General features: G+C 60.6%; 30 protein-coding genes and 1 pseudogene. 19 read left to right on the forward strand and 12 right to left on the reverse strand.

Going from position 1 to position 24969, the window contains the following annotated elements; genetic code table 11:
- The first annotated feature begins 26 nt into the window (after positions 1–26).
- From AXW67_RS23750 to AXW67_RS23790, 9 genes are all read left to right on the forward strand, one after another.
- Entirely contained in the window at positions 27–362 is a 336-nt protein-coding gene (locus AXW67_RS23750; protein WP_145927817.1) for a hypothetical protein, read from the forward strand.
- A 3-nt stretch (positions 363–365) separates the two neighbouring features.
- Positions 366–2045, forward strand: coding sequence for a phage portal protein (locus tag AXW67_RS23755; protein ID WP_063679808.1), 1680 nt, complete (start codon positions 366–368; stop codon positions 2043–2045).
- 12 nt (positions 2046–2057) lie between these two features.
- Positions 2058–2336 (forward strand): gpW family head-tail joining protein, encoded by a 279-nt coding sequence (gene gpW, locus AXW67_RS40795; protein ID WP_082908018.1) that lies wholly within the window; start codon positions 2058–2060, stop codon positions 2334–2336.
- 10 nt (positions 2337–2346) lie between these two features.
- Positions 2347–3111 carry a hypothetical protein gene (locus AXW67_RS23760; RefSeq protein WP_063679809.1) on the forward strand — a complete coding sequence of 255 codons (765 nt, stop codon included), beginning with the start codon at positions 2347–2349 and terminating at the stop codon, positions 3109–3111.
- A gap of 16 nt (positions 3112–3127) precedes the next feature.
- Complete coding sequence (locus tag AXW67_RS23765) at positions 3128–3466, forward strand: hypothetical protein (protein ID WP_063679810.1); 339 nt, start codon at positions 3128–3130, stop codon at positions 3464–3466.
- Positions 3467–3602: 136 nt separating this feature from the next.
- The gene (locus tag AXW67_RS23770) at positions 3603–5825 is read left to right on the forward strand and encodes a phage tail tape measure protein (protein ID WP_145927818.1); all 2223 of its coding nucleotides are present in this window, start codon (positions 3603–3605) and stop codon (positions 5823–5825) included.
- A 453-nt stretch (positions 5826–6278) separates the two neighbouring features.
- Positions 6279–6521 carry a hypothetical protein gene (locus tag AXW67_RS23780; protein WP_063679813.1) on the forward strand — a complete coding sequence of 81 codons (243 nt, stop codon included), beginning with the start codon at positions 6279–6281 and terminating at the stop codon, positions 6519–6521.
- Between the two features lie 62 nt (positions 6522–6583).
- The gene (locus tag AXW67_RS42815; protein WP_161491282.1) at positions 6584–6751 is read left to right on the forward strand and encodes a hypothetical protein; all 168 of its coding nucleotides are present in this window, start codon (positions 6584–6586) and stop codon (positions 6749–6751) included.
- Positions 6752–6776: 25 nt separating this feature from the next.
- Complete coding sequence (locus AXW67_RS23790; RefSeq protein WP_145927819.1) at positions 6777–7094, forward strand: hypothetical protein; 318 nt, start codon at positions 6777–6779, stop codon at positions 7092–7094.
- 112 nt (positions 7095–7206) lie between these two features.
- Here AXW67_RS23790 and AXW67_RS23795 read toward each other — a convergent pair whose 3' ends face one another.
- Complete coding sequence (locus tag AXW67_RS23795) at positions 7207–8199, reverse strand: DUF2806 domain-containing protein (protein WP_063679816.1); 993 nt, start codon at positions 8197–8199, stop codon at positions 7207–7209.
- A 7-nt stretch (positions 8200–8206) separates the two neighbouring features.
- Entirely contained in the window at positions 8207–8422 is a 216-nt protein-coding gene (locus tag AXW67_RS23800) for a hypothetical protein (protein WP_063679817.1), read from the reverse strand.
- A 111-nt stretch (positions 8423–8533) separates the two neighbouring features.
- Between AXW67_RS23800 and AXW67_RS23805 the strand changes: the two genes are divergently transcribed.
- Both AXW67_RS23805 and AXW67_RS23810 read left to right on the forward strand, forming a co-directional pair.
- Positions 8534–9088: a hypothetical protein gene (locus tag AXW67_RS23805; RefSeq protein WP_063679818.1), complete on the forward strand. Its 555-nt coding sequence runs from the start codon at positions 8534–8536 to the stop codon at positions 9086–9088.
- 4 nt (positions 9089–9092) lie between these two features.
- A complete protein-coding gene (locus tag AXW67_RS23810; protein WP_063679819.1) occupies positions 9093–9620 on the forward strand; it encodes a thermonuclease family protein in 528 nt (175 codons plus the stop codon).
- A gap of 6 nt (positions 9621–9626) precedes the next feature.
- On the opposite strand, the gene AXW67_RS23815 is transcribed toward AXW67_RS23810, so the two are convergent.
- On the reverse strand, positions 9627–10013 hold the full coding sequence (locus AXW67_RS23815; RefSeq protein ID WP_145927820.1) for a hypothetical protein: 387 nt from the start codon (positions 10011–10013) through the stop codon (positions 9627–9629).
- 258 nt (positions 10014–10271) lie between these two features.
- On the opposite strand from AXW67_RS23815, the gene AXW67_RS23820 reads away from it, so the two are divergent.
- Entirely contained in the window at positions 10272–11222 is a 951-nt protein-coding gene (locus tag AXW67_RS23820) for a restriction endonuclease (RefSeq protein WP_063679821.1), read from the forward strand.
- Between the two features lie 105 nt (positions 11223–11327).
- Complete coding sequence (locus tag AXW67_RS23825) at positions 11328–11864, forward strand: hypothetical protein (protein WP_063679822.1); 537 nt, start codon at positions 11328–11330, stop codon at positions 11862–11864.
- A 12-nt stretch (positions 11865–11876) separates the two neighbouring features.
- Here AXW67_RS23825 and AXW67_RS23830 read toward each other — a convergent pair whose 3' ends face one another.
- Positions 11877–13115, reverse strand: a complete 1239-nt coding sequence (locus AXW67_RS23830) for a tyrosine-type recombinase/integrase (protein WP_063679823.1) — start codon at positions 13113–13115, stop codon at positions 11877–11879.
- A gap of 460 nt (positions 13116–13575) precedes the next feature.
- Between AXW67_RS23830 and AXW67_RS23835 the strand changes: the two genes are divergently transcribed.
- Positions 13576–13950 (forward strand): hypothetical protein, encoded by a 375-nt coding sequence (locus AXW67_RS23835; RefSeq protein WP_063679824.1) that lies wholly within the window; start codon positions 13576–13578, stop codon positions 13948–13950.
- Between the two features lie 81 nt (positions 13951–14031).
- On the opposite strand, the gene AXW67_RS23840 is transcribed toward AXW67_RS23835, so the two are convergent.
- The 3 genes from AXW67_RS23840 to AXW67_RS40800 form a co-directional block, all read right to left on the reverse strand.
- On the reverse strand, positions 14032–15000 hold the full coding sequence (locus AXW67_RS23840; RefSeq protein ID WP_063679825.1) for an AraC family transcriptional regulator: 969 nt from the start codon (positions 14998–15000) through the stop codon (positions 14032–14034).
- A 140-nt stretch (positions 15001–15140) separates the two neighbouring features.
- Positions 15141–15338 (reverse strand): hypothetical protein, encoded by a 198-nt coding sequence (locus tag AXW67_RS23845; RefSeq protein ID WP_035686518.1) that lies wholly within the window; start codon positions 15336–15338, stop codon positions 15141–15143.
- A gap of 111 nt (positions 15339–15449) precedes the next feature.
- Positions 15450–15722 (reverse strand): hypothetical protein, encoded by a 273-nt coding sequence (locus tag AXW67_RS40800; protein WP_082908020.1) that lies wholly within the window; start codon positions 15720–15722, stop codon positions 15450–15452.
- Positions 15723–16023: 301 nt separating this feature from the next.
- Here AXW67_RS40800 and AXW67_RS23850 point away from each other — a divergent pair, with 301 nt between their 5' ends.
- Complete coding sequence (locus AXW67_RS23850) at positions 16024–16485, forward strand: host attachment protein (RefSeq protein ID WP_027555135.1); 462 nt, start codon at positions 16024–16026, stop codon at positions 16483–16485.
- Between the two features lie 39 nt (positions 16486–16524).
- On the opposite strand, the gene AXW67_RS23855 is transcribed toward AXW67_RS23850, so the two are convergent.
- Positions 16525–16788: a hypothetical protein gene (locus tag AXW67_RS23855; protein WP_027555136.1), complete on the reverse strand. Its 264-nt coding sequence runs from the start codon at positions 16786–16788 to the stop codon at positions 16525–16527.
- A gap of 291 nt (positions 16789–17079) precedes the next feature.
- Between AXW67_RS23855 and AXW67_RS23860 the strand changes: the two genes are divergently transcribed.
- From AXW67_RS23860 to AXW67_RS23870, 3 genes are all read left to right on the forward strand, one after another.
- Entirely contained in the window at positions 17080–17526 is a 447-nt protein-coding gene (locus AXW67_RS23860) for a hypothetical protein (RefSeq protein WP_063679859.1), read from the forward strand.
- 97 nt (positions 17527–17623) lie between these two features.
- Entirely contained in the window at positions 17624–18496 is an 873-nt protein-coding gene (locus tag AXW67_RS23865; RefSeq protein ID WP_063679826.1) for a DMT family transporter, read from the forward strand.
- Positions 18497–18601: 105 nt separating this feature from the next.
- Entirely contained in the window at positions 18602–19348 is a 747-nt protein-coding gene (locus tag AXW67_RS23870) for a hypothetical protein (RefSeq protein WP_063679827.1), read from the forward strand.
- A gap of 62 nt (positions 19349–19410) precedes the next feature.
- Here the strand turns inward: AXW67_RS23870 and AXW67_RS23875 are convergent, their stop codons facing one another.
- The 3 genes from AXW67_RS23875 to AXW67_RS23885 all read right to left on the reverse strand — a co-directional run bounded on the left by AXW67_RS23875 (position 19411) and on the right by AXW67_RS23885 (position 22032).
- Positions 19411–19686 (reverse strand): hypothetical protein, encoded by a 276-nt coding sequence (locus AXW67_RS23875; RefSeq protein ID WP_063679828.1) that lies wholly within the window; start codon positions 19684–19686, stop codon positions 19411–19413.
- A 66-nt stretch (positions 19687–19752) separates the two neighbouring features.
- On the reverse strand, positions 19753–21192 hold the full coding sequence (locus tag AXW67_RS23880) for a cryptochrome/photolyase family protein (RefSeq protein ID WP_201723707.1): 1440 nt from the start codon (positions 21190–21192) through the stop codon (positions 19753–19755).
- Positions 21193–21372: 180 nt separating this feature from the next.
- Positions 21373–22032 carry a peroxiredoxin gene (locus AXW67_RS23885; RefSeq protein WP_063679829.1) on the reverse strand — a complete coding sequence of 220 codons (660 nt, stop codon included), beginning with the start codon at positions 22030–22032 and terminating at the stop codon, positions 21373–21375.
- 380 nt (positions 22033–22412) lie between these two features.
- On the opposite strand from AXW67_RS23885, the gene AXW67_RS43485 reads away from it, so the two are divergent.
- On the forward strand, positions 22413–22985 hold the full coding sequence (locus AXW67_RS43485) for a hypothetical protein (protein ID WP_082908021.1): 573 nt from the start codon (positions 22413–22415) through the stop codon (positions 22983–22985).
- A gap of 42 nt (positions 22986–23027) precedes the next feature.
- Here the strand turns inward: AXW67_RS43485 and AXW67_RS23895 are convergent.
- Positions 23028–24875: pseudogene (locus AXW67_RS23895) on the reverse strand (alkaline phosphatase family protein); the annotation flags it as partial.
- Positions 24876–24969 lie beyond the last annotated feature (94 nt).

Consider the following 24969-nt stretch of genomic DNA (forward strand, 5'->3'; position numbering starts at 1 on the left):
TGCGAGCACAGAGGAAGCCGGTCGTCGTGACCGGCGAGGAGAACGCAGCTATCACGAGCGAGCGGCTGCGTATCACAGGAATCCTCACAAGCGCCGAAGGCCGACGCAATCCCGATCTTGCCCTTGAGATGGCAGAGTCCGGGCTGGATGTCGAAACGGCCAAGCGTCTGTTGGCGAAAGCGCCTCCGGCCGCAAATCCGTACCTGCAAGCAATGGACCGAGAAGGGCAGATCGGCCTCAGTGCGGCTACGGTCGACATCTCAAGCGACCCGAAAGCTGCCCGACTGAAAGAGATCGAAGTCAGCATCGCGGCGCTCAATGCTGAAAAGGGCTGGACTAAAACAGCCCGCGCTCGGGAGTAAGAAATGGGTTTCACCGATAAGGTTCGCGCGCTTTGGCGTGGGGCAGCTAAGCCCGACGCTCTAGCGCCCGTTGAAGGCGCGTTCGCCCCGCAAGCGGGCATCATGGATGGTACGGATGGCCGGCCCTCAATCGTGTGGGCGCGCCGCTATGACGCACGGCCCTTTACTGCGGGGTATCTCAACGGCTGGCAGCCGAGTTGGGGGACGCCCGGCAGTGAGATCAGCCGCGAGCGCTCGTTAGTCGCGTCTATCAATCTTGATCTTTTGTTCTCGAATCCGATCGTTGCCGCCCTGGTCGAGACGTTCGCGACGTACGCAATTGGGACCGGACTCACGTTGTCGTCCCGACCGAACGCCGACGCGCTAGGCATTTCCCCGGAAGAGGCCCGCGCGCTCGCGCATCAGATCGAAACGGCATGGGCGACGTGGGCGAGCAACCCCGTCGAGTGCGACGCGTCGGGCAGGCATACGCTGCATCAATTGGCGACTGCCGCCTTTAAGTCGTTCTTGCTCACGGGAGAGACGGTTTTTCTGCTCGACTGGAAGCGAGCGGCTGGGGCGGCTACCGGCACCAAAGTCAACTTGCTTGATGCTCGGCAACTTGACCAAAGCATCACGCGCGTGGCCGATGGAAACAACAACGGCAGCGTTATGCAGGGCGTGCAGTTCGATAAGACCGGCAGACTTGAAGGCTATTGGATCAGGCCTTTCGTTCTCGGCAACTTCAACACCGCGCCGCAGGCTATCTTTGTGAAGGCCCGCACGTCGTGGGGCCGTCCGCGCGTCGGGCATCTCTTCGATATTATCGCGCCCGGGCAGATTCGGGGTATCTCGCCCTTGGCGGCTGCGCTTACCTCTGCGCATTCCAAGAAGACGCATCAAGAGTTCGCCTTGGCGTCTGCTCTCGTCCAGAGCATGGTTGCCGCGACCGTTGAGTCGGACTTGCCGCGTGAGGCTGCGTTCAAGACTATCGCGACCGATGACCCGTTGGGCGTGCAGGTTCCCCCTGGCGTGTCGATGGAAGCGTGGGCGAAAGCGCAGACGGATTATTACGGCGGCGATGAAGGTGTGAAAATCAACCTTCAACCCGGCGTCGTCACTCACATGATGAGGGGTGACAAGCTGGTCATGCATCGAGCACAGTCGCCCAATTCGACATATGACGCTTTCGACAAGTCGCTCAGCCGCGAGGCAGCGAAGGCGGCGGGCGGCAGCTATGAAGATGCCAGTGGCGACTATGCGAACACGTCGTTCAGCGCAGCGCGCTTGGCTCAGGAGCTGCCGTGGCGGATTAACAAGCGGAGGCGGGCGGCAATCGTCGAGCCGTTCTATCGTGCGGCGTTCGTTGCGTGGCTGGAAGAGGCTTGTGAGACAGGACGCATTAAACTCCCGAAGGGAGCCCCTGCGTTTTGGGAAGCGTCGGACGCCTACGCGAACGCTGTTTGGCGCGGCGAAGGCAAGCCGGTCGCCGACCCCTTGAAGGCGGCGCAAGCCGATATTCTGGAAATGGAGAACGGGCTTGCAACTCTTGAGGCGAAGCTTGGCGAGCGCGGGTATGACTTCGAAGAGGTTACGGCTCAGCGCAAGGCCGAGAAGGATCAACTGACAGCGGCGGGCCTGCCGTATCCGGTTCCTAAGAACCGGGAAGACTTCTCGCCCGAAGACGACACGTCGTCAAAGTAGAGGTTACACGAAATGAACAACTTCAATCCCAGCGGGGGCGCTGTCCCCGCTGATAACCCATGTGCTTTGCTGGCTGAACTTCGCGCAGCGTACCATCAACTGCTGGCCGGGAAGGCGCGTCAAGAGGTGCAGTTTAACGGCAGACGGTCAGTCTACCATCGCGCCGATACGAAGGCGCTACAGCACGAAATCCGCCGACTCGAAGTCATCTGCGAGTCCGGCATCAACACGGGCCGCGCGGTGCGCGTCGGGCCTTACGTGCCCACCGGCTGGCCGCGCCGTCGATACTGAGGACAGAGCAATGAATTCGAGCAAGTTTGCGTGGGTTCACCCGCATTCACTGTTGGATCACCGTGTCATATTGCCGGACGGCTACATTACGACACGAGAAGAAGCAATCGCCAAAGGCTTCAGCATCATTCCCTGGCCGGACACCGAAAAGAGCGCGATCCCGCACCCCCACGAGGAAGATAACGTTGTTCTGCCTCGTGGCACGGTCGTGTCTCGCGAGACAGCGCACGATGCGGGCTTCTCCGTTCGCGAGCGAGGCTCAATCCGCGAGACGGACGGTCCAAGGCGTTGGCGTGCAGCCATCATGACACTGGCGGAAGCTACGGAACGACCTTCGGCGACTGCGGAGCTTCTTACGTCGCGCACTCCCGAAAACCTGACAGTCGAGCAAGCCCGCGCGTTCCTGCGCGGCCTGCCCATCGAAACCGAACAAGCCACGGAAGAAACCATGACGACCAATGACGACCCGCGCTCCGCGCGACGTGCCGAGATCGCCGCAAGCATGCAGGCATTCAATCGTGATCGCGGCTGGGCGCAGCCGCAAAGCGCCGCGCCGAAACAGGCCCCGGCCGTATCGAACGTCGAGCCCGAGAAGCTGAGACGGCTCGCGGAGATCAGATTCAACGCCCTTCAGATGAATGGGCAAGGGCATACCGCAGAAGCCAAGAAGCTCAAATACGCGCTCGACACGCACGCTACGACGGGCGCGCCGCTCAGTCGATTTCTCGCACAGCTCGAAGTCGACACGTCGAAACTCATTCCCGCCAACATCTGACAGGATCAAACCTTCAATGACTACCGCAACGTTCAAGCTGTCTTCGCCGTTGAAAACCCATGATGGCGTCGTCAATGAACTTAACCTCAGAACGCCGAAGGCGCGGCTAATCGTTAAGCACGGTGACCCGTTTACGATCCGGCCGGTGAAGAACGACAAGGGCGAAACCGAGAGTCACGAATATGTCTACGACAATAAGTCGATGTTGCAGTTCGCGGCGGACATGACGGGCGTCGACGATCTTATTCTGTCGGACTTGTCTGTGTCAGACTTCATGCGGTTACGGGGTGCCATCACCAATATCATCCTAGAATTGGTGCCCGATAAAAACCCTTCCGAACAGCCCGGTATCTGATCGCCTCGCTAATCAGTGCCAATCGCCTTGACGTGCGTAGCGTCGAGGCGATGCGGCTGCGCAAGTTAATTCGATACTACGAGCTATTCGCGGATTTCGACAAATTCATCCGCAACCAAAATAAGGGGATGGGATAGTGAGTAATCCTTCCGTAACAGCCACAATTTCCGCGAATGATCTCGCGAGTCCGAAGGTCCGTGAGCTGATCGCGACTTTGAAGCAGGCCGAGAAAGCCGCAAGGGAGCTGGATGGCGGCAACCTGGGCGGCAAGTACGCTAACAGCTTCAATCAGGCGAACGCCGCAGCGCAGAAGCATCTTGGCTTCTTGCATCAGGTTCACGCCGCGCACAAGGCGATTGCAGCGACTGTCGCGGGCTACGCCGCGATGAAGGTCGTGCACGGGGGCGTTGACGCCATCAAGCATGCGCTGCCCTATCTGCGGGAAGATACGTCGATCAAGGCCCGCACGGGCTATAGCGAGAGTGACATGGTGGCACTCCGCAAGCAACAGAATGAGCTGGCCTCGCTTTACGGCGCGACCGTTGAAGCGACTCAAAAGGCACATGAGACGTTCGGGCGTCTGAAGTACGACGCCGCGACCAACCTCGCGATCACGCGTCCCACGGCTATCGGTGCGAAGGCGATGGGCGTCACGCCCGAACAGAACGCTGAGCTGATGGAGTCGATGATCTCTCAGTATGGCGTTCACTTCGATAGTCCCGCCGACGCTCAGCGGAAGGCGACGCACCTTAACGACCTCGCCGCCGTAGCGACGAAGAAATCGAACATGACGTTCGAGGATGTAAAGGAGTTCACGAAGTACAGCGCGGCGGCTGCGAATGCGGCTGGTGTTTCGCCCGAAGTCAATCTTGCAATGGGTATGGCCTTGCGCCGTGGCGGCATTGTTGGCTCTGAAGCAGGCGTGTTTGCTCGGCAGCTCTACGCCCGCGAGATGGCACCCACGCGCAAGGGCCGGGAAGTGCTCGCGCAAAACGGGATCAAAATTGACGATTTCGCCGCGCACGGCTTGGTGACCGGCGAGGGGCTCAGCGACAAGATGGCCCGGACGTTCGGCAATCGGTTGAGCAAAGAGGCTATCGCAGGCATCAATGCGCAGCTCGAAGAGCACGGCGACGAAATATTGTCGGATCGCGGCAAGTTTACCGAGATGGTAGCGAACGCGGCTGAAGCGAGCGGCGATAAGCTCTCAAAGACCGATCAGCGCCACCTCGCCAAGGCCGCGAACGAATACTTCGACTTTACGAAGCAGGGCTTCAAAGGTGAGGCGCTGCTTAATCGTATCATCGAGTCCGGCAACCCCATGCTGATGCAGGCGTTCTTGGGCGACAAGCAAGGTGCGCGCGGCGTTGCGCTGTTGCAAGAGCGGGACAAATTCGACGAGGCCAAGGGCGACTTGGGGCATGCAGGCGGCTACGCGCAGAAAGTCGCCGACGAAATGAACAAGGGCCTAGCGGCGGCGGTCGATAGGCTCACGGCCTCCACCGAAGCACTCTCCAACACGATGGTGAAGGCCAACGAAGGTTGGCTGACGGGCGTCACCAATGCGGCGAACGCCGCGACGACCGCGCTTACCAATCTGAGTCCCGAGGCGCAAAGGGCCGCTGGCATCTTCGCAGGTATCGCGACCGTGGCGGCGGGCGGCGGGTTGGCCTACAGCGTGGTGACGTTCATCGGCAGCGTCAATTCTGCGTCGGCTGCGCTACAAGTACTGGCAGCGCGGGCAGCGGTGCCGGGCGTTCCGAGCGGAGCACCGGGAGGTGTTGTGCCTCTGGTTGGCGGTACTCTAACCGCTGCGACCGGCGCGACAGCGGCAATTGCAACGGCAGCCGGGCTGTACTTTCAGCAACAGAGCATCCGCACGAGCACAGACGAGCAGCTCGACAATAACATCGCCGATTGGGCCGATCCTGAATGGGCTGTGGCGAACGCTATCGAGAAGCAGCGACGGAAGGCGAGCATATGGGACAATACGCTTGTGCCGCAGCCCGGGCGGTTCGATAGATTTCAACCGACGATGTTGGATGGGCCGTCGAGTCGATATCTCCGGGAGGGTGGTGATGGCGGCCTCACGTCGGGCGGCTGGCAGGACTCAATTCGCTCAATCGGTCAGTCGTCGGGCTTCAAGGATGTCAGCGTGTCCGGCACCGTCACAGGATCGGCCGAAGTGCACAACAACGTGCAAGTCGAGCTTAGCCCGAGCGCGTACTTTCAGCGGCTTGTGCAGCGCGCGGAGAGCGTTGCGAACATGTCGCTGAACGGCAAGCTCGGCACGAGCATGCAAGGCCCTGGCGACAACGGCACCAAGCCTAGCGCCAACACAGGGACATCAGGGCAATAAGGAAGACCGATGCGTATTCAGTATGCACCACGGCAGGGCTCAACGTACGAGCCGTCCCTAGATATCTTGGTCCCGGCACTCGTAAAGCTGCGCGACTGTCAGAACTCGATTGACGCCCTTGTGTTGATCGACTCGTTGCCGGACATGATCTTGCCCGGGCTCGCCTGGGCAGCATCGCGCAAGACGTTCATTCCGAGCTTTGCGGTGCAGGCAGTAGTTACCTATTGTGGACCCTTATTTCTGGAAAGGTGCCTCGGCAAGAAGCCCGCGAGAGAGTTGCTTACACGGTACCCGAAGCGTGCCGCATGTTCGGGGCTCGTGAGGTATGACGCCTGAAGCTGTGAGATTCGTCACCTACATCTAACACCAAACGCGATTGCCCTCGAAATAATCCCTTTGACGGCAATCGCCGCCTTTGCAACAGACAAAGCATTCCAACTTTAGGGGCGGGGAATGCAACTGATCGCTACGCGGCACTACGACGATTGGCATCCGGTGACGCTAGAATCGTTTGAGCTTGAGGATCGCATGTACCGAAAGCCGGATGGGTCTTTCGTGCTGATGGTGGCGGGGCCACTGCCCGGTGATCCAGCAGTCGAAGAGTCTTACAGTCTTGCAGGCGTGTTTGAGTGGTTTCAGGAGTGTTCATGTCAAATCGAGCGGGCAGTGATCGTCAACGAGTGCCCGCCGATCTAGAGCGGCTTATGGGGTTGGTCGTTACCCGGCATGTATGGGGTCGAGGCTTGGATACGGAGCAGATGCAAGAGAAGCTGGCTGCGGCTCTCGATGAGGGGCGCCGCCATCTCGTCACCGTCCGCAAAGGGAAAAATGGTCGGATCGATATCGAGTTCAACCCCGAATTGGGCGACGTAGGGCGCGCTTTCGATGAAGCATCAAAGGCGGCACCCAACAATCTCCCTAGCTGAGTTCAGCGCGATGCGTGATCCTAGCGTGTCTGAGCTTGATCGACCTCTCTCGCTGAAACAAGTCTGCGAGCTGATCTTCAATAATACGATATCGATCGCAACGCTCAAAGCCGAGCACAGACGGGGCAATCTTGAGCTATTCAAGATCGGCAGGCAGTACTTCACAACGCGACGGCATATCGAAGCGCTGGTGGAGAAGTGTCGGCTGCAAGGTCCGCCCCGCGCGCCCAAGCGGGAGCCCACGGATAACTGGCCGGAAGAGGTGAGAAGGCGCGCTGCGCTGGCAGCGGTGAGATTGAGCGTTGAGAAGTTGAAAGCAGCGGCAAGAAAGAAGAACAGTTAGGGCGCATGCACCGAAAGGCATGCCGGTTTAATTTAGCCGAAATGCGTATCGAACCTGCCGTGCTTCACCCTTCCATCGAAGCGTCGAAGGGCGCTCCAAACACTCAGCCGAACTAGGCACGTTCGGCGGGCGTTTGGTTTACGGAGCTTGGCTCTTCTGGCTTCGACCAAAGCCGCCCTGCTGCGCCACCTTCCAAGGGATAGCACACGATCTCCAAGAGATTGTGCTTCGGAAGACGGTTGGCGAAATCTTGGACTGGCTCCATCGCTGCTGGCGTGCGCGTGATCGCGTATATCTCGCGTCCGATGGTGGTTAGTAGTACATTTTGAACCTGCAAGTTAACAGGCGCGCGAGCATGCACCAACAACAGATGCTTCTTGAACTGAAAACCAAAGCTAGCGATCTGCCCATCCGGTAGGCTGCCTGCATCGAACGACTTACTCAATGAACCGGTCGCTCCAGTAATCAAGCCGCACTCCTCCAATTGAAGGAGCTCGGTGAACTCAACTCCATGTTGGGACGGGAATGCTATAAAATCTGCGTTGACAACGCGGGGTGACCATTTTTCGAATAACGCAACGACGTTCTCGTCTAACTCGGCGACAAATCGTAGGGTCCGCAAAGAGAATGCCTTCGGTTTGCGCAACTCGCCCGCAAAAATCCGACCCCAAAGATCTTGGAGCCGCTCCGAGGAAGCATCTTCGGCGTAACGCTCAAAAACGTTCAGCCAATCGTCGTCCGGCTTCGCTGTTTGCGCTGGGGGATCTTCGCCCAAATATTCGATTGTCTTCCTTGCGATTTCCTCTCGGTTCGTCTGGTGCCGCAATTCTTTGGTCAAAAGCGAATGTGCGGCACGCTGAATTACCTCCGGATCATTTTTTGCAAGACTAGCAGCGGCATCGGCGACGGCCTTGCTGACCACGCTTCTAGCTTCTGTCTTGTCCTTTATTCGCTGTGTAACGCTCGCGAGCCAAGCGGCCGGAATGTCAACGGCGCCGCCGATTAAGCGCGAGATAGCCTCACCCGCTGGACCAGCCACAATCTTCGGAAGGTTGAGTTGATCAAGAAAACCGCCACCCTCGGAAGGTACTACGTCGTTTCCCATGCGACACTTATCCCGAATACGTATTGAACCTGCCATGCTTCACGCCGCGAATGTACCCGCGTGACACCCGCTCTTCCATCTCGCGCTCTAGAAACTCGTTCGCAATCAACAGCGCCTTCACGGCTTCGCGTGCGTCACCGCCGCAAGCCGCTATTGCCTGATCGGCGGCAGCTTCCAACGCTAGCGCGTCCGACTGGAGCTTGGAAACGGCAGCCTCAGGCATGTAGAAATCCGGGCGACAGGGGGACTAGGCAATGTTCGCACTATGTTCTAAGCTAGTCAAGCGTGCACGACGGGAGCAATTAAACCGCGCGCGAATCCAGGGGGTGAACTATTGCCGACGCAGCTTTTCAGAGGAATCGCAGTTTTTAGCTTGGTGAGTTTTCATGTTGCCGCTTGCTTCGCTGCTGAGGTGCTCGACACCGACGCGCTCTACGAGACGCTCAGAAAGTCGACTTACGCAGACCTTCAGCAATTTAAGGAGGCTGCGGAAAAAGAGCGCCAGCGCAAGATAAGAGATAAAGTGCCGCCCCTGACCGCCGAGCGGGCTGCGGAAGGGGACTCAGCGATTGCCTTTGTTCTGTACAACAAAACTATGATCTACGTCGCTTGCGCTGAAGCGCTTGCCAATAACCCACCGCAACAGCGAGGCGAAGACGCACTTAAGGAGTGCGTTTCCGCGAAGGGTATTCAGTTCAACAAGTACCTAAAACTGACCGAGTACGCTGACACTCTTGGAAGCAAAAAGTTTGCGATTTGTGAAATCAAGGCTCGCGATTTCCAGCGCGAGTCACGTTTTCCCCCGTATGACTTTCTTCGCGATCCTAGGGGACCAAAACTCCTCGACTTCGGCGTCATGAACGAGTGCCTCATGTCGGAGCTTCGCTGACATTATGCAGCGCTTGCGACTAGCCGTAGCTCTTTTAGCATCCGCTTTCGCTATCCACGAGGCGACTGCTGGTGAATTGATCGGACAGGCAAGCATCATCGACGGCGACACGCTCGAAATTCACGGCAACCGCATTCGGCTATGGGGCATTGATGCTCCTGAAAGCTCGCAGCTCTGCCGAGGCGACGACAGCTTGCCGTATCGTTGTGGCGCCAAAGCAGCAAACGAGCTGGACGCCTTCATTGCGCGGCGGCCGGTTAGCTGCGAGCCGGTTGGGCGTGATGTCTATGGGCGTACGGTCGCAACCTGCTCAGTTGGCAGCGTTGATCTTGCGGAATGGCTGGTCCGTGGCGGGCTCGCGTTCGATTGGCCGCGCTACTCCAAAGGCAAATACGACAGCGCGCAACGCGAAGCCGATCACGCGGGGCGAGGAGTATGGGCCGGAAGCTACGTTGTGCCGTGGCTGTATCGGGCCTGCATAAACCAGGGCGGCAAGCCGGGCGATTGTTCGGACGACGCGGGCTCGCGGTGAAGGGTCTCAGTTCTTACAGGCGAACTCTAAGTCGTCCAGGTCGCGTGGTTCCTCTTTGCTGCCTTCCTTCGCGCTGACAAACTTCATATTCACGCGCGGCGGGACGGCGAAGTCTACATCGAGAAAGGCCGTCCCCAATTTCATGGTGCTCTGAATACGCTTAGCCGTCACCGCGCTGCTGATTAGAGCCGATACCAATACGCCATTGCTCGGGGCCTTTGCGGCGATAGCACTTACCTTCTGCGGGTCGGTGTTGCCGCTGGACTTTAGTCGCAACCGAGCTTTAGGCGGGAGGCCCCAAGTAACCTTAAACGTGGTGACCTCATAGCCCATCTGTTCGAGCAGGGGCAAAGCGTCGCCAACCTGCTGGGTGAACGAGTTGAATTCTGCCATTAGTTTCCCGGATGGGTCGGACAGGTCGGGAAGCGATAGGTCCGGCATTGACGGCAAAGAGACAGACGGCATCGAAGGCATCATGTCCCGCGCCGACTTGGTGATGCTGTCTAGTCTGCTAGGAGCGCTGTCTTCGGCGTGAACGGCACAAGGGGCGCCAAAAATGATTATTAGTATCAATGCTGTTCTCATGCCGATTCCCTTGGCTAGTGCGTCGGGTGCCACTATAAAGACGGTCACCACCTTAAGGAAGCGGCAATGCTCGATGCAATCACAGAAGGCATCAAGAAGTGGCTGGTTGGTTGCTTTGCTGCGGCGATCAGGCACACCACGCGGGCCGAAGATCGGGTACTCGCCATTCAATGGCTTAGCGATTCGCGCGCTGTGCTCGCAAGCGACCTGCGTCCAATCGAGAAGTTCAAGAAGCTAAATACGCTCATCAATTCGCGAACGGCCGTCTCCGCGATTGCAAAAAGTGTTTCTGAAGCCGTTTCCAATTACCGGAAATCAGACCTTCCGCTTCCGATGAAGATCGCTCTGCCCGCGACACTGGCTTCACTTCCCCTGGTCGGTGGACACGCTGCCGGTATTGCAGCCTTTGGCGGGGCTCTCGGGGTTCCGGTACTCTTACTCATTTTTCTCGGGACAGCGGGTATCACTTCGATAATCGAGGCGGTTGTTACGACCCCCGAAGCACGCCCCCACATCGCCGAGATCATTGACGCGATTGTCCAAGACGAGCGATTGCGCCGCACCAGTGCGCAAATGAAGGCTGCGATGAAAGAGCAGCCAATGGACCCCGCTCGTGTCACCGTTCCGTTGGAGGAGCTAGCGCTTCGGGCTTATCTGCTCAGCATGGACCCGTTCGAGTTCGAGCGGCATACTATGAGTTTCTTCGAAGCTGCGGGCTTTGAGGCGTGGGCGACGCGAAAGTCAAATGACTTCGGAGTCGACGGCTTTGCCATCCACCCCGATGGTCTGATCATCGTTCAATGCAAACGAAATTCGAGTGACAATAAGGTCGGTCGACCTACCATCCAACAATTCAAAGGCGTCATCGAAGAGCAGACGGCTCTGCGTGGTTACGTCGTGACGACATCCACGTTTACCGACGAAGCGATGGAGTCGGCCCAACTATCGGACAAGCTCATTATAGTCGATATGGAAGCTCTTGTGAGGTGGCACGCTGAGGCGCCAACGTTTTTATGAGGAACTGTTACACGACAGGCTGCGACAGCCGCCGACATTGCGAGGCAGGGGCAGAGCGACACACTGAAAATGCAATTTTGAGAGAAATAGGAATCGGAAGTTGAAATGAAATATGGCTCCATCGAATATCAATACGCCGCACCCATAGCCCGGAGTCTGGTAGAGGACGCCGAGTTCCGGCGCTGGGTCTTGTCGAAATCCAAATTTTCAAGTTCTTCTGACGCCCGCATTCTCCACAAGGAAATGCAAGCCTACCGGAAAAATCCAACGGCAGAGTGGTGGAGGTTTTACTTCACTGAGGGGTGCCGTTGCCTAGGATGCAGCGGGAAGGAAACGGACATCCTCGCAATGTTTGAGGATGACGGGGGCTCTCGAAGGTTCGCCATTCACTTTGAGATCAAACAGCCGAAAGACAAGTTTAAGGCAGATGGCGTTCAGGCGCGAGGTTATCCGTTGCGAGCAGAATGCTGGGTAGACAAGCCGCCGCCGAAGGTGTTGCCGCATCATGATGCTTCGACAGGGATATTCTTCAGCGAGGGAAAAAGGGCTGAATACGCTCCGCATCTCGACAATTTCCAAACGAAAATTACATTCGAAGAGATTGAACGAGAATTTCCTCACTTGGCGGAGTGGGCTCGGTAAGCAACGATGCCTTTAAGCCGCCTCCTTAGCTTGGCTGTTCTTCGGCTGGAGCGTTTTGGAGACGTAGGCCGCGATTGCGTCGACTGCCTGCCGCTTCTCAGCTTGCATGTCGTATCGATCATAGGTTTTGCCGCTGCCGACAATGGCGTGATGCGTGAGCGCTTCCGTTGTATCTCGCGGGATACCCATTGCGCGAGCCCACGTCGTGGCTGATCGCCGTGCATCGTGGGGCGACCACTCGGCCATCTTCAGCTTCAGTCGAAGTCGGCGGACGGCTTGCGACAGGGCGTGCCTATCAATCGGCTTGTCGCCTTTGCCCCGAGTCGACGGGAAGACGTAGGGGCTATCTTCGTACAGTCTCTCCGCAAGTGCCTGCTTGATGAGCTGCACGGCTTCAGCACTCAGCGGGACCGAGTGAGGCTTGGGGCGCTTCATTCGGGACGCGGGCAGGTCCCAGCGCGGCGCGGGGCCGTCAAGGTCGATCAGCTCGTCAAGGCGCATACCCGAGACCTGCAACGGGCGTTGTGCGGATAGGAAGATCAGGCGAACGGCGATCCCTACGGCGACTGAGAAGACATTATCGGGCGGGGTGACGAAGGCAGGCCAAACGGCCCTCAGTTCGTCGTCGCTCAGAACGCGGTCTTCCTCGCGCTCTTTTCCGCCAACCTTGGGAATGCGGGCGAGGGGGTTAATGATCGTCTCGTCTTCGAGGTTGGCCCAATTGTACATGGTGCAAATGGACGCCTGGGTCTTGTTGGCGTTGCGCACCGAGGTGGCGGCGAGCCCGCGAAGGAAGACGACCAGCTCTTTGCGGGTGATGGTCGACACGATGCGAGGACCGAATTCGGTTTTCGCACGCTTCAGCACCCACTCGTCGTCCTTCCACGACTTCTTACGGGGCTTCGCGTATTCGTTAACGTAGCGGTCGGCCAGCCGGTTGAAGGTCAGCTCATCAGCGCCGACCATAGCCTCAGCCGCTTCGAGCTGGGCTCCCTTGATCGGGTTGCGGCCTTCGCGCAGATCGGCATATCGGCGGTTGGCTGCGAGCACCGCCTTTTCCAGCGTCATGATCGGGTATTCCCCCAGGGTGATGCGCTGCATCTTCCCGTGACGCTTGAAGCGGAAGCAGAAGGTCTTCCGGGAAGCTGTTACCCGGATCGCCAGCCCCTTGCAGGCGTCGTCCTTGACCTCGAAGCGCTCGGTCCCTTTGGCCTTGAGCGAGGCGACGTATCGGTCGGTGAAACGGGGCATCGGATTCCGGCTCCGGGGTTCGGCGCGCGGTTTCCCCGGGAAACTTTTGCACCAAGATTGGCGTGATCGTTCCTGTTCTGTTTAAGACAGGCCTGGACCGGGCGTCAATCAAAGGGGCAGCTAGATCAAGGGGTTACGTGGACCGGCTTGGACGAGCCAAGACAGCCCTGGAATTTGGTTTTTTGGGATTTCGATTCCGAGGGTCGGGAGTTCGAATCTCTCCGAGCGCGCCACTTTCAGTCTTTTTGCGGCGGTTATCTCCCGCGGTTCCATGGCCGGAAATGTCTGCAGGACAGGCTCGGCATCCCTACGACCGGCGTCAATCGGGAAGCCCACAATCCGCTGCCGGGCAAGGACGGGACGAAACTCTTTGCCGGCCCGGCGAAGCCAGCCGGAAACAAACCGGGCCTAACCTTCCCTCAAGCTGCCGCATCCAACCCGTTTCAAGGGAGGGGATCTTATGAAAGCAGCATTTTTGGCACTATCGCTTCTTGGCCAGCCCGCGATACCGATTTCCGACCGTGTGCCCGTTTTCAACGTCGAAGCCCTTTGCAGGGATGTTTCCGCTGACGACAAGGCGTCAGGGCTGGCCCTGGCGCAGGACGCTGGCGAATGCGTGCGTGACGAGACACTTGCGCAGCAGCAGCTAAGTTCGACTTGGCTGACTGTTCCGGGTCCGGCGCGCGAAAGCTGCGAAGGCGAGGCTGCGGCAGGGGGAATACAAAGCTATGTCGACCTGCTCACCTGCCTGCAGATGGCGGGCTGGGCGAACCCGGCTCCTTCACCGGCAGTGCCGCTCAGGGGCGCGAGCAAGACGCGGAACGCCAAAAATTAGTTGCGCAAGCGCGCAACCATCCACCGGTTTTTGTTCTGTCTGTGTTCTAATGGCGCGTGGCCCCGCGACCGGCGCAACAGGCTACGCGGTCCGAAGACTGAGCAGCCGGCCGCGCGCCAGGGTCTCCGAGGGTGCTTCGTTGAAGGTCGCGCGATAGATCGCGGCGAATTCGCCCATGTGGTGGAAGCCTTGTGCGCGGGCGCAGCTTGCGACGGTCAGGCTGCCGCCGCCTTTCAGAAGCCGGGCGCGGGCCGCCCACAGCCGCTTCAACCGGATGTACTGGTGCAGGCTCATCCCGCGCAGCTTCGACACGGCACTGCCCAGCGTGCGCATCGAGACGCCAAATTCGCTCGCGAGCCCGTCCGAATAGATCGGGGCGATCGGATGGGCGGCGACGTAGTCGTCGAGCCGCTCTATCAGCCTTGACGACCGCCCGTTCGCGATCCGGCTGTCGCCGGCTGTGCGCAGGTCGACGCGAAACAGTTCATCGATGGCGAGGAGCAGCCCCTCCTGGAGATGCGCGGCAATCTCGGGAATCGCGAACAGGCCCGGCTCGGCGCTGGCCGTTCGCAGGATGTCGAGGATGAGCTGGCGCACATGCATCAGGGCGGTGCGGTCCGGGGCATAGGCTTGGATCATGTCGGCCCGGTCGAACCAGCCGCGATCCCGCAAGGCCGGCGAGAGGATGAGCATCGCGTGAAGGTTGGTCCCGGGTTCGACGAAATGGCAGTCGTCGTTGCCGCGCAGCGCAACGAAGAAACGCGAGTCCAGCTCCACGCCGTTGAGACTCGCCCGCCCATCATCCGACATCGGCAGCAACACCATCCCGCCGGGCGTGCGATAGGCCGTATCCAGGATGCGCGCAAAAGTTTGCATCACGATGATCCGGCACGCCGGCAGGCAGACAACCGCGCGAGCCGCCTCGAAATTCGCAACATCGAGCGGGATGCTCCGGGCATCTTCAAACAGCTCCGCCGGCCGGAACGCATCGATGTCGGTGAAGGTCGTCAGCTGCAGGGCGGGGGAGGGCGCTAGAGCACTGAACAACATTCGTCTGGCCCGCAGCCGTTTCAATGATGGAAATCATATCAATGGTGAAACGTCGTGATTCCGTAAACCGCGAAGCGGGGCCGTAGTATTGCGGTGTGACAGAGGTGCGACGTGTGGACGATGACGATACGTCCCGCTCTCTAGCGCTCCCGCTTCATCGGCTGGCCGGAGGCGAGATCGATGAAATGGACTCGCGTGCAGGCGGGACAGCTGAACGCCTCGAAGCTCCGCCTCTCGAGTTTCGGCTGCTTTTCCAGATGAGTTTGGACGTTCATGCCCGTCTGGGGGCATTGGAAAACGATGAAATCCGCCATCGACGCAAACTGCCGCAGCGGCATTTTCCTGCTTTGATCTAGATCAGTTTTGGAATCGGTCTACGCATCGCGGCGCCTTCGGGAGGGCGCACCGCCTTCCAAAAATGCGAAGGGGCCCGAAGGCCCCTCCACATTTCACCAGCCGCGATAGCCGTAATAGCGAGGACCATAATATCTCGGGCCGTAACCGTAGTACCGGGGCCCATACCCATAATATCTCGGACCATACCCGTAGTAGTCTGAACGCCACCAGCAGCGGCCCCAGGGATTACAGACCCACCGGACCTGCTCGATGTTGGAGACCTGCAGCGCAGGCGCAATGGGCGCAATGGGCATGGCGGACGCCACCGGCGATGCCGCAAGGGCACCAAACAGGGACGCGGCAACGAGGCCAATCTTAAGCTTCATGATGATGTCTTCCTCTGCAAAACGCGATGCAAGATATCGAAGAGGTTCTGATTCAAATTGTGGCGGTGCCGAAATGTAATGCTGATGAATGAACCTTCAGCCAACCGCAGGCTTGATCCACCGCCGCCAAGCGATTGCAATTGGACCCATAGCCAACCTTGATCCCGCGCAATTCCGAAGCTCGGCTTCGCACGTAGTCTTGTCGCCGTGAGCAGTCCTTCGAGGCATTCGAAGAGCATCTCCGATTGATTGGCCCCGCAAGATCATGGGACCACGCCGACACTTCGTTTGGAGCAGTTCAATGAACAAGATGAGAATCGACAAAGGCGACTGGCTCGTCGTGTGCGACGGGCGCAAGGCGCTCATCCTGGAAAATCTCGGTGACGAGATGTTTCCAAATCTTCACACCAAGGAGGTGCACGAGCAGGCCAACCCGTCGACCAGCGCGCAGGGGACCGATGCGCCAGGCAGATTTCATGCCGCAACTGGCGGTGCGCGCAGCGCGGTCGAGCAGACCGATTGGCACGATGAGGCCGAACGCGCCTTCCTGCGGACGCTGGCCGGCCGGCTCGATATTGCGGTCAGCTCGGGGGAGACCTCGGCGCTGACCATGGTGGCCTCGCCGCGTGCGCTGGGCATGATCCGTGCCGACTATTCGGAGGCCGTCCGCAAAGCCCTTCACGGCGAGGTCGGCAAGGATCTCGTCAAGCTGCCGGTCTACGAGATCGAGAAGCAATTGTTGCTGTCAGGAGCCGCCAAATAAGACTTGAAGTACGACTTGTCGGCTGGAGACAGGCGCCCCTCAGAAGCAGGGGTGCCTGCGGCGGTCCTGCCCGATATAGGCGGCCGCGCCCTGGTAGCAGTGGTTGTTCGACGGACCGTCATAATAGGCGAAGGCGCCCGGGGTGATCCCGGGGCCGTAATTGTGCAGGTAGCTGATTGGGTAGGGCAGCGGGTTGGCGTAGTAGCGGTGATGCCGGTGATGCACCCGGGCCTCCGAGAGGCTGGGGGCAAGGACTGCCGCCGACAGGACAGCAACCGCGGCAACAAGCTTCAACCTGCTCATCTTGATTCTCCGGAACCTGCGCTAACAGACCCGTCCTTTATAGCCATTTTGGGCCGATTCGGCACCCGTCCCGGGGCCGAAAATCGCCTCCGATCCCCGCGATTCTGGCCGGGTGTGGCCCAAAAGCCGGAGGGCGTCCGCAGCCCTGCCCATTTTTGGCCTTTTCGAGATGCTTAACGAATTCCCCACACAAGTGTGACCAAAGAGAATTCCATCAAGATTCCCGTGGCCGGCCCCTTGGGGGTGCTCTTCGAGGCCGGCTCATTGCAAGGCTGTCGCCGTCACTGTGTCATGCGCATCACGCCCCTAAGCCTGCTGTTGCTCTCCGTCATCGTCGCCACGCCGGCGCGGGCCGATCTGCACATCACCCGCGACCATGGCGGCTATGTCGAGGAGTACAAGGTCAAGTACAAGCGCATCCGCGACAAGGGCGAGCGGGTCATCATCGACGGCATCTGCAATTCGGCCTGCACGCTGGTGCTGGGCATCGTGCCGATGAACAAGATCTGCGTGACCCCGCGCGCGAGCCTCGGCTTCCACCAGGCCTATTACGACAAGGCATTCACCTTCGGCATCAAGGTCACCAGCGCCGAGGGGACGTCCGATCTGATGTCCTACTATCCTGACACGGTGAAGGACTGGATCCGCCGCAACGGCGGGCTCACCACGGACATGAAGAAGATCAAGAACGGCGTCGACCTCTGGAAGATCATCGATCCCTGTCCGACCGAATGGTGAGCAGCTCGCCTGACACCGCGCTCCCTTTGCAGCGCAACATCGGCTAGGCAGGAATTCGCATTGCCGCACAGCCCCTGGTCGGGCAATGAGGGCGGCAATGAATCATAATCAAGAATCCCTGGCCGCGCGCGCCGCGCCGATCCTGTTCGTCGTGCTCTGGAGCACGGGCTTCATCGGCACCAAATACGTCATCAACAACGCCGATCCCTTGACCTATCTCGCCATCCGCATGGCGCTGGTCGTCGGCCTGATGGCAGTCATCGCCGCGATCGCCCGTCCGAAGTGGCCGGATCGCATCGGCATTGCGCACAGCGCCGTCGCCGGAATCCTGGTCCACGGCTTCTATCTCGGCGGCACCGCCATCGCGATCGCACACTCGATTCCCGCAGGGCTCTCCGCGCTCATTCCGGGACTGCAGCCGATCCTGACCTCGACCATTGCCAACCGCTGGCTTGGCGAGCGGGTGACGCCGGTGCAATGGGGCGGCCTGGTGCTCGGCCTCGGCGGCGTCGTGCTGATCCTGCACAACCGTCCGATGACCGGCGAAGCCGGCCTCGGCTGGCTCGCCTCGGTGGTCTCGCTGATCAGCATAACGCTCGGCACGCTCTATCAGCGGCGCTACTGCAATCACATCGATTGGCGCGCCGGCAACCTCGTGCAATACGCCGCAGTGACGGTTTTCTTTGCGATCGGTGCGTTCCTGTTCGAGGAGCGCGTCGTGCACTGGACGCGGGAGTTCGTGCTCGCGCTCGCGTGGCTCGCCGTGGTGCTCTCGATCGGGTCGATCGGGCTGTTGTACTGGCTGATCCGCCATGCGGCGGCGACCTCGGTCGCGAGCCTGTTCTATCTGGTGCCGGCCGTCACGGCGCTGATGGCCTATGTGCTGTTCGGGGAGAAGCTCGATGCGCTGGCGATCGCCGGCGTCGTAATCTGCGCGGCCGCGGTGTTTCTGGTCAACCGGCGCTTCTGAAGCTCCCGGGGGCTGGACCACGGCAATACATCCCTGACGTGCATCGCTTATCCGTGCTAGGCTGGCGCGGCTTATTTCGGTTTCCCATTCCACTCGGTGATTTCCATGAAGAGAGCCAGGCGTGCACTGCTCGGCAGGTCCACGAAGCCGGTTCGGATCGCCTGCATGAATTACGCGGAAGAGACGATCGACGACCGGACGATGAGCAAGCTCACCGCGGCGCTCCAGAAGTGCTACGACGAGCACTTCCTGCCGGTGTGGGGCTATCCGGTCGATCTCTACGTCGCGCAGAAACCGAGGCCGACGGACTGGCAGCTCGTCTATTTCGACGACGCTTCCCACAAGAACATGCTCGGACGCCACGAGCTGACACATCGCGGCCAGCCGATCTCGAAGATCTTCGTCAAGTCGCTTGGCGAGGATGAGCCGGTCAGTCTGGCCGCCTCGCACGAGCTGTTCGAGATGGTGCTCGATCCCATGGCCAATCTGTGGGCCGACAAGAACAGGAATACGCAATATGCCTACGAGGTCTGCGACGCCGTAGAGGAGGACCCGTTCGTCGTCAGCGGGTTTCCGATGTCGAACTTCGTCTACCCGTCCTGGTTCGAACCGTTCAAGCATCCGCGCGGCACCAAGTTCGACCACAAGGGAACGCTGAAGGCGCCGTTCTCGATGACCGAGGGCGGATACGTGATCAAGAAGGTCAACGGCAGGCGGGTGATCAAGGCGTTCGGCTCACCCGAGAAGCGGCGGCGCTTCGCCAAGGAGGACCGTCGCGGACACCGGAGCGAATTCCGCGATCCGAAAGGAGAGCATCATCCGGGCAGGCGGGCGTCGAAGCGGCGAGGATAGAAGCGCTTGCGGGGCAGGCCGCCGGGCGCGCCCGCACCCGGAGGCCTGCTCTCAGAGCTTGATCAGCGCCTGGCCTTCCCAGCCTTCTTCTTGGTGGCTTTCTTCGCTGTCTTCTTTGCAGCCTTCTTCGCGGTCTTCTTGGCCGCTTTCTTGGAAGATTTCTTCGCAGCCTTCTTGGCTTCCTTCTTGGCGGCCTTCTTCGGCGCTACCTTTTTCGCGACCTTCTTGGCGGCTTTCCTGACCTTCTTGACGGCCGTGACCGCGGTGTCCTTGGTGGTCTCGACGGCGGTGGTGATCCTCTCCATCGCCTGTTCGATTACCGCTTTTTCATCGTCCATATCGTCCCCCAGGGTTTGAACGGAGCGATGACGATAGCGGGATTCGAAATTGTGTCAAAGCAACGCTCAACCTTTGCGGATCCTTGCGTAGGCGGCTAGCGCGCGCTCGCGCCCCTTGGCGTGATCGATCATCGGCTGCGGATAGGTCGCGCCGAGCGTGATGCCGCTGCTCGCAAGCTCGATCGGCGTGGCCCGCCAGGGCTGATGGATCAGCTTTGCCGGCAACGCGTTCAACTCGGGCACCCAGCGCCGGACATAGGCTCCTTCGGGATCGAACTTCTCGCCCTGGAGCACCGGATTGAACACGCGGAAGTAGGGCGCTGCGTCGGCGCCGCAGCCTGCGACCCACTGCCAGTTGGCGGGATTATTGCCGGCGTCGGCATCGACGAGTGTGTCCCAGAACCAGCTCTCGCCCTGGCGCCAGTCGATCAGGAGATGCTTGACCAGGAAGGACGCCACAACCATCCGCACCCGGTTGTGCATCACGCCGGTGTGCCAGAGTTCGCGCAGGCCGGCATCGACGATCGGATAGCCGGTGCGGCCGCGCTGCCAGGCCGCGAGCGCCGTGGCGTCGTGCTTCCATGGAAAGCCGTCGAAGTTCGCTTGCAGGTTTTCGCTGGCGAGGTCGGGCTGATCGTGGAGCAGGTGGCGGCAGAACTCCCGCCAGCCGAGCTCGCTCAGGAATTTGTCGATGCCGGGCGCAAGCGCCGGGTTCTCGGCCGCAGCGAACCGTGCGGCGTGCCAGACCTGTCGCGGGCTGAGCTCGCCGAACCGCAGATGCGGCGAGAGGCTGGAGGTGCCCGGCCGGTCCGGGCGATCGCGGTCGCCGACATAGGTGCGCGCGGTATGTTTGAGGAAGTCGCGCAAGCGCGCGCGGGCGGAGGCCTCGCCCGCCGTCCAGCTCTGGCGCAGGCCGCCGGCCCAGTCGGGCTTGGTCGGCTCGAGGTGCCAGGTCTCGAGCGTGTCGCTCGCGATCTTCGGTCCGGCGTGGAGCGCCTTCGGTGCGGGCAGGGGCTTTGGCGGGTCGCCGAGCGCCAGCACCCGGCGCCAGAACGGCGTGAATACGCGGAGGCCACGGCCCTCCTTGTTGCGAACGGACGAGGGCGGAACGAGCAGGTCGCCGGCGAAGCTCTTTGAGCCCACGCCGAGCTTTGCGAGCGCCGCCTCAAGCTGTCCCTCAACGGCCTGATGCGGCGCCTGTGCGATCTCGTTCCAACAGACCGCGCCGGCGCCGCTCTCGCGCGCCACCTCGGCGATCACCTTGGCGGCCGGGCCCTTGCGCAACGACAGCGATCCGCCGATCGCGGCAAGGCCGGCGCCGAGCGCCCGCAGCGATTGCGCCAGCCACCAGCGCGCCGCGCCACCCGGCGCCCGACCGGCGGCACCGTCCAGGACGTAGAGACAGATCACCGGCGCGCCGGTCTTGGCCGCAGCATGAAGGGCGGGATGGTCGGACAGGCGGAGGTCGTCGCGAAACCAAACAATGATCGCGCGCTGCTCAAGCACTGGAGCTGGCCTCGTGTGAGTCGACGTCGGGCGGGGCGCGGTTGAGGACCGCGGTTCTTTTTGATTGTGAAGCGGACGACAGCCTAATTCGTAGTCCTTCCGGAGCGGTCCGCAGGGACCGAACCGGAATCTCGAGGTTCCGGGGCCGATGCCGACGCATCGCCCCGGAACGAATTTAGGTCACTTCGGCTGCGGGACGATCCGGATGTAGGGCTTTGGCTCCTTCCAGCCCTGCGGATAGATCGTCTTGGCCTCTTCATTGGAGACCGAGCCCGCGATGATGACATCTTCGCCCTGCTTCCAGTCGGCCGGCGTCGCGACGCGGTGCTTGGCGGTCATCTGGAGCGAGTCGATCGCGCGCAGGATCTCCTGGAAGTTACGTCCCGTGGTCATCGGATAGACCAGCACCAGCTTGATCTTCTTGTCCGGGCCGATGACGAAGACGTTGCGGACGGTCTGGTTGTCGGCCGGCGTCCGGTTGAGGGGATCGCCCGAGGTCGAGGCCGGCAGCATCTCGTAGAGCTTCGAGACGTTGAAGTCGGTATCGCCGATCATCGGGTAGTTCGGGGCGGCGCCCTGCGTCTCCTTGATGTCCTCCGACCATTTGGCGTGGCGGTCGACCGGATCGACCGAGAGGCCCATCAGCTTGACGTCGCGCTTGTCGAATTCGGGCTTCAGCTTGGCGAGCGCGCCGAGTTCGGTCGTACAAACCGGCGTGAAGTCCTTCGGGTGGGAGAATAGGAGGGCCCAGCTATTGCCGATCCAGTCGTGGAACTTGATCTTCCCTTCGGTGGTTTCGGCTTCGAAGTCGGGGGCGGTGGCGCCGATCGGAAGTGGCATGGTTCTACCTCATCACATTGAATTTGCTGTGAAATTTTCTCTAGCCGTCAACCTCAGTATAGGAGTGTGAACGGCCCAAGTGAACGGGCTCAAGTAAAATGTGAATTCCTTCTTTGAAGAGCCAATTTTCTAGCACCTTTCTGTTACAGCCGTCGCCTGCGGCGAAACATCTCGACGGGAAGGGTCCGGTCCCGATCGCCCCGATTATGCCTTTTATGACCCGCATCACGCTCGCCCGACGTTTCCTGGAACCGAAATGGTCCTGACAGCGACTAATCGGCAACCATTGAGAAAAGTCACGATCCCCGTATCGAATCATTAACCACCCGTTTACGCCCGCGTGAAAATGCTGGCCGATCAGAAGAACTTGGAAGTGAACTATGTCCGCCGCCGCGCCTAAATCCGTTGAGTCGTCGTCTCTCGAACCGTCATGCCGCGATACCGCTGCCCATGCGCTCACCATCGTGCGCGATGGCGTGATCACGGGTGAAGGCCCGACCACCAAGGGCAGGGTGCATTTCTCCCGCTCGCTCGACGCCGACGATGCCGCCTGGTGCGCCCGCATCCTGACCGCAGCCGCAGTCAACGATAAACCGGTCAGCCGTGCCGAAGCCGAGGTCCTGTTCGAGATCAACGAAGCCGCGACCGAGCGCGCCGATGGCGGCCGGTTCGACGACCTGCTCGCCAAGGCCGTTGCTCATTATGCCGCGAGCGCCTCAGGCCTGAAGGTGCCGCCGCGCAGCGTTGCGCTGTCGCAGGACACCGACATCGAGAGCTGGGCGCCGTCCTACGCCTCCAAGGTCAACAGCGAGATGCTGGAGTGGATTGCCGGCCAGATGCGCGGCAAGCGCCAGAACAACCGTCGCCTGATGGCGATGGTGGCGACCTTCCTGGGCGCCACCGCGCTGCCTCTGGCGGGCCAATTGCCGAACGTGTTCGACATCGGCATGTAGTTTTTCGCGTCTCTTGATGAGAGCGAGAGAAAGCGGCGGGGNCCCCGCCGTTTTTTGTTTGCCGGTCTCCGGCTCGAGCCCCAGCGTACGACCGGGGAAGCCGGCGGCGTCGAAATAGCGCTGGCTGCCGACGCGCTGGACGTTGAGCACGGTCTGCAGGCCGTTCTCGGACATCTTCGACTTCTCGACGGCCTTGAACGCCTTCGGCACGATGCCGTTGGGCAGGGCTTCCGACATCACCCGGCCGACCAGGCCGCCGTTCTGCGAGCCGCGCAGGCCCATGAGCTGGGCGGCGGTCATGCCGACGTCGGCATTGCTGACCGGCAGCTCGTCGACGAAGCCGGCTTTGAAGTCGGGCCCGATCGCGGCCATGAAGTTCATGGTGTCGCCGCGACTGAAGCTGCCATGCATGCCCTGGCCCTGGCGCAGCACAGTGTCGGCGACCTGCACCGAGCAGTTGGTCGGCGCCTCGCCGCAATCGCTGGCATAGGAGCGGAAGTTGACGACGATCGCCGGCGTCGGCGTCGCCGACTTGCCGCGCAGGTTGATGCTCGACAGCGGCAGGGTGCCGGGGAAGCGACCGAGGGAGTCGTCGACGAACAGGCCGGAGACGTAGTCCTGCTCGAGCAGCGCCTTGATGGTCCTGGCCGTCAGCTTCTTGTCCTTGTTCGGCAGATAGATCAGGTCGGAGCCGCCATTGGTGGCGATCACGAGGTCGGGCTTGGTCGGATCCTTGCCGAGCACACCATTGCCAGCCTTCGGATGCGCGTTGCCGGTGACCGCAGCGTTCTTGTCGTTGGGGTCGAAAAGCGGCAGGTCGAGCGCCTTCGCAAGGTCGAGCGCCAGGAAGCCCATCGGCAGGAAGTCCTTCGGCGTGTCGTCATAGCTGACCTTGGCCGAGGGGCTGGACTTGCTTTCCTTGGAGATGGTCGAGAAGCCGTGGTCGGCCTGGATCATGATGTTGGTATTGGCGGCGAGCCCGAGCTCGTCCAGCGCCTTGCGGATCTGGGCGAGGTTGTTGTCGACGTTCTTGATACTCGCCATCGTGCTCGGGCCGTTGATGCCCGGCATGATCTGATTGAGGCTGTCGCCCTGGTTATGCTGGGTGCCGTCGGGATCGCGCGACCAGAACACCAGCACGAACGGCTTGTTGCGCGCCTTGAACATCGGCAGCACCACCTTGGTGGCGACATCGGCGAAATAGGCCTGCTGCGCGACGTTGGCGACGGTGGTGCCGGGCGTCTTGGCATCGCCAGCCTTGCCGTTGTCGCCGCGGCCGGGGGCGGCGAGGGCGAGGCCCGCCTTGGTCAGGGCTTCCTTCATCTCGTCCGACAGCGCCACGCCGTTCTTGCCGCCGGTGGAATCGTCGATGACGATCGAGTGCTTGCCGGCCTTCTCGGGATGATCGGTGTGGTCCCACTGGTAGGTCGGGCCGACCTTACCGATCGCCGCCGTGCTCAGGCCCTTGTCGCGGGCCATCTTAAGGACGGTCTCCTCGTTGAGATAGTCGCCCTTGAAATGCTCGTCGATGTCGCCGAGCACCGCGTCGTTCTCGATGAAGGGGACGACGGTGTCGCCTGCCGGTACGGAGGTGTAGTTGGTCCAAATCGTGTTCGAGAACACGCCGGTGTCGCCGAGATAATGGCCGGTCGACATCGCCGAGCCGTTGGCCATGGTGAAGGTCGGGAACAGCGAATGCGAGTTCTTGAAGTTGACGCCCTTGTCGCGGACCTCGGCCATTGCCGGCGCGGTTTCCGGGGTCACCTTCAGCGCGCGCAGGCCGTCAGGGATGAACAGGATCAGGTTACGGGGCGTGTTGTTCTGGGCGGAGGCAAGTCCGGTGGACAGCACTGTCAGTCCGGCGGACAGCAACACCAGTGAACGGCGCATCAATCTCTCCCTGCGGTGAGGCGGCTTGGCGGCCGACGGCGGCCGCTGCCTTCGTTTAGTTTTGCTGTATGACAGTTTTGTTACAAGAGCGAAA

Origin of the sequence: Bradyrhizobium neotropicale, assembly GCF_001641695.1 — a bacterium.
Taxonomy (GTDB): domain Bacteria; phylum Pseudomonadota; class Alphaproteobacteria; order Rhizobiales; family Xanthobacteraceae; genus Bradyrhizobium; species Bradyrhizobium neotropicale.

Coding starts and splice junctions, on each gene's coding strand:
- AXW67_RS23755 (WP_063679808.1), top strand. CDS start 366: ATGGGTTTCACCGATAAGGTTCGCGCGCTTTGGCGTGGGGCAGCTAAG.
- gpW (WP_082908018.1), top strand. CDS start 2,058: ATGAACAACTTCAATCCCAGCGGGGGCGCTGTCCCCGCTGATAACCCA.
- AXW67_RS23760 (WP_063679809.1), top strand. CDS start 2,347: ATGAATTCGAGCAAGTTTGCGTGGGTTCACCCGCATTCACTGTTGGAT.
- AXW67_RS23765 (WP_063679810.1), top strand. CDS start 3,128: ATGACTACCGCAACGTTCAAGCTGTCTTCGCCGTTGAAAACCCATGAT.
- AXW67_RS23780 (WP_063679813.1), top strand. CDS start 6,279: ATGCAACTGATCGCTACGCGGCACTACGACGATTGGCATCCGGTGACG.
- AXW67_RS42815 (WP_161491282.1), top strand. CDS start 6,584: ATGCAAGAGAAGCTGGCTGCGGCTCTCGATGAGGGGCGCCGCCATCTC.
- AXW67_RS23795 (WP_063679816.1), bottom strand. CDS start 8,199: ATGGGAAACGACGTAGTACCTTCCGAGGGTGGCGGTTTTCTTGATCAA.
- AXW67_RS23800 (WP_063679817.1), bottom strand. CDS start 8,422: ATGCCTGAGGCTGCCGTTTCCAAGCTCCAGTCGGACGCGCTAGCGTTG.
- AXW67_RS23810 (WP_063679819.1), top strand. CDS start 9,093: ATGCAGCGCTTGCGACTAGCCGTAGCTCTTTTAGCATCCGCTTTCGCT.
- AXW67_RS23815 (WP_145927820.1), bottom strand. CDS start 10,013: ATGGCAGAATTCAACTCGTTCACCCAGCAGGTTGGCGACGCTTTGCCC.
- AXW67_RS23820 (WP_063679821.1), top strand. CDS start 10,272: ATGCTCGATGCAATCACAGAAGGCATCAAGAAGTGGCTGGTTGGTTGC.
- AXW67_RS23825 (WP_063679822.1), top strand. CDS start 11,328: ATGAAATATGGCTCCATCGAATATCAATACGCCGCACCCATAGCCCGG.
- AXW67_RS23830 (WP_063679823.1), bottom strand. CDS start 13,115: ATGCCCCGTTTCACCGACCGATACGTCGCCTCGCTCAAGGCCAAAGGG.
- AXW67_RS23835 (WP_063679824.1), top strand. CDS start 13,576: ATGAAAGCAGCATTTTTGGCACTATCGCTTCTTGGCCAGCCCGCGATA.
- AXW67_RS23840 (WP_063679825.1), bottom strand. CDS start 15,000: ATGTTGTTCAGTGCTCTAGCGCCCTCCCCCGCCCTGCAGCTGACGACC.
- AXW67_RS23845 (WP_035686518.1), bottom strand. CDS start 15,338: ATGCCGCTGCGGCAGTTTGCGTCGATGGCGGATTTCATCGTTTTCCAA.
- AXW67_RS40800 (WP_082908020.1), bottom strand. CDS start 15,722: ATGAAGCTTAAGATTGGCCTCGTTGCCGCGTCCCTGTTTGGTGCCCTT.
- AXW67_RS23850 (WP_027555135.1), top strand. CDS start 16,024: ATGAACAAGATGAGAATCGACAAAGGCGACTGGCTCGTCGTGTGCGAC.
- AXW67_RS23855 (WP_027555136.1), bottom strand. CDS start 16,788: ATGAGCAGGTTGAAGCTTGTTGCCGCGGTTGCTGTCCTGTCGGCGGCA.
- AXW67_RS23860 (WP_063679859.1), top strand. CDS start 17,080: ATGCGCATCACGCCCCTAAGCCTGCTGTTGCTCTCCGTCATCGTCGCC.
- AXW67_RS23865 (WP_063679826.1), top strand. CDS start 17,624: ATGAATCATAATCAAGAATCCCTGGCCGCGCGCGCCGCGCCGATCCTG.
- AXW67_RS23870 (WP_063679827.1), top strand. CDS start 18,602: ATGAAGAGAGCCAGGCGTGCACTGCTCGGCAGGTCCACGAAGCCGGTT.
- AXW67_RS23875 (WP_063679828.1), bottom strand. CDS start 19,686: ATGGACGATGAAAAAGCGGTAATCGAACAGGCGATGGAGAGGATCACC.
- AXW67_RS23885 (WP_063679829.1), bottom strand. CDS start 22,032: ATGCCACTTCCGATCGGCGCCACCGCCCCCGACTTCGAAGCCGAAACC.
- AXW67_RS43485 (WP_082908021.1), top strand. CDS start 22,413: ATGTCCGCCGCCGCGCCTAAATCCGTTGAGTCGTCGTCTCTCGAACCG.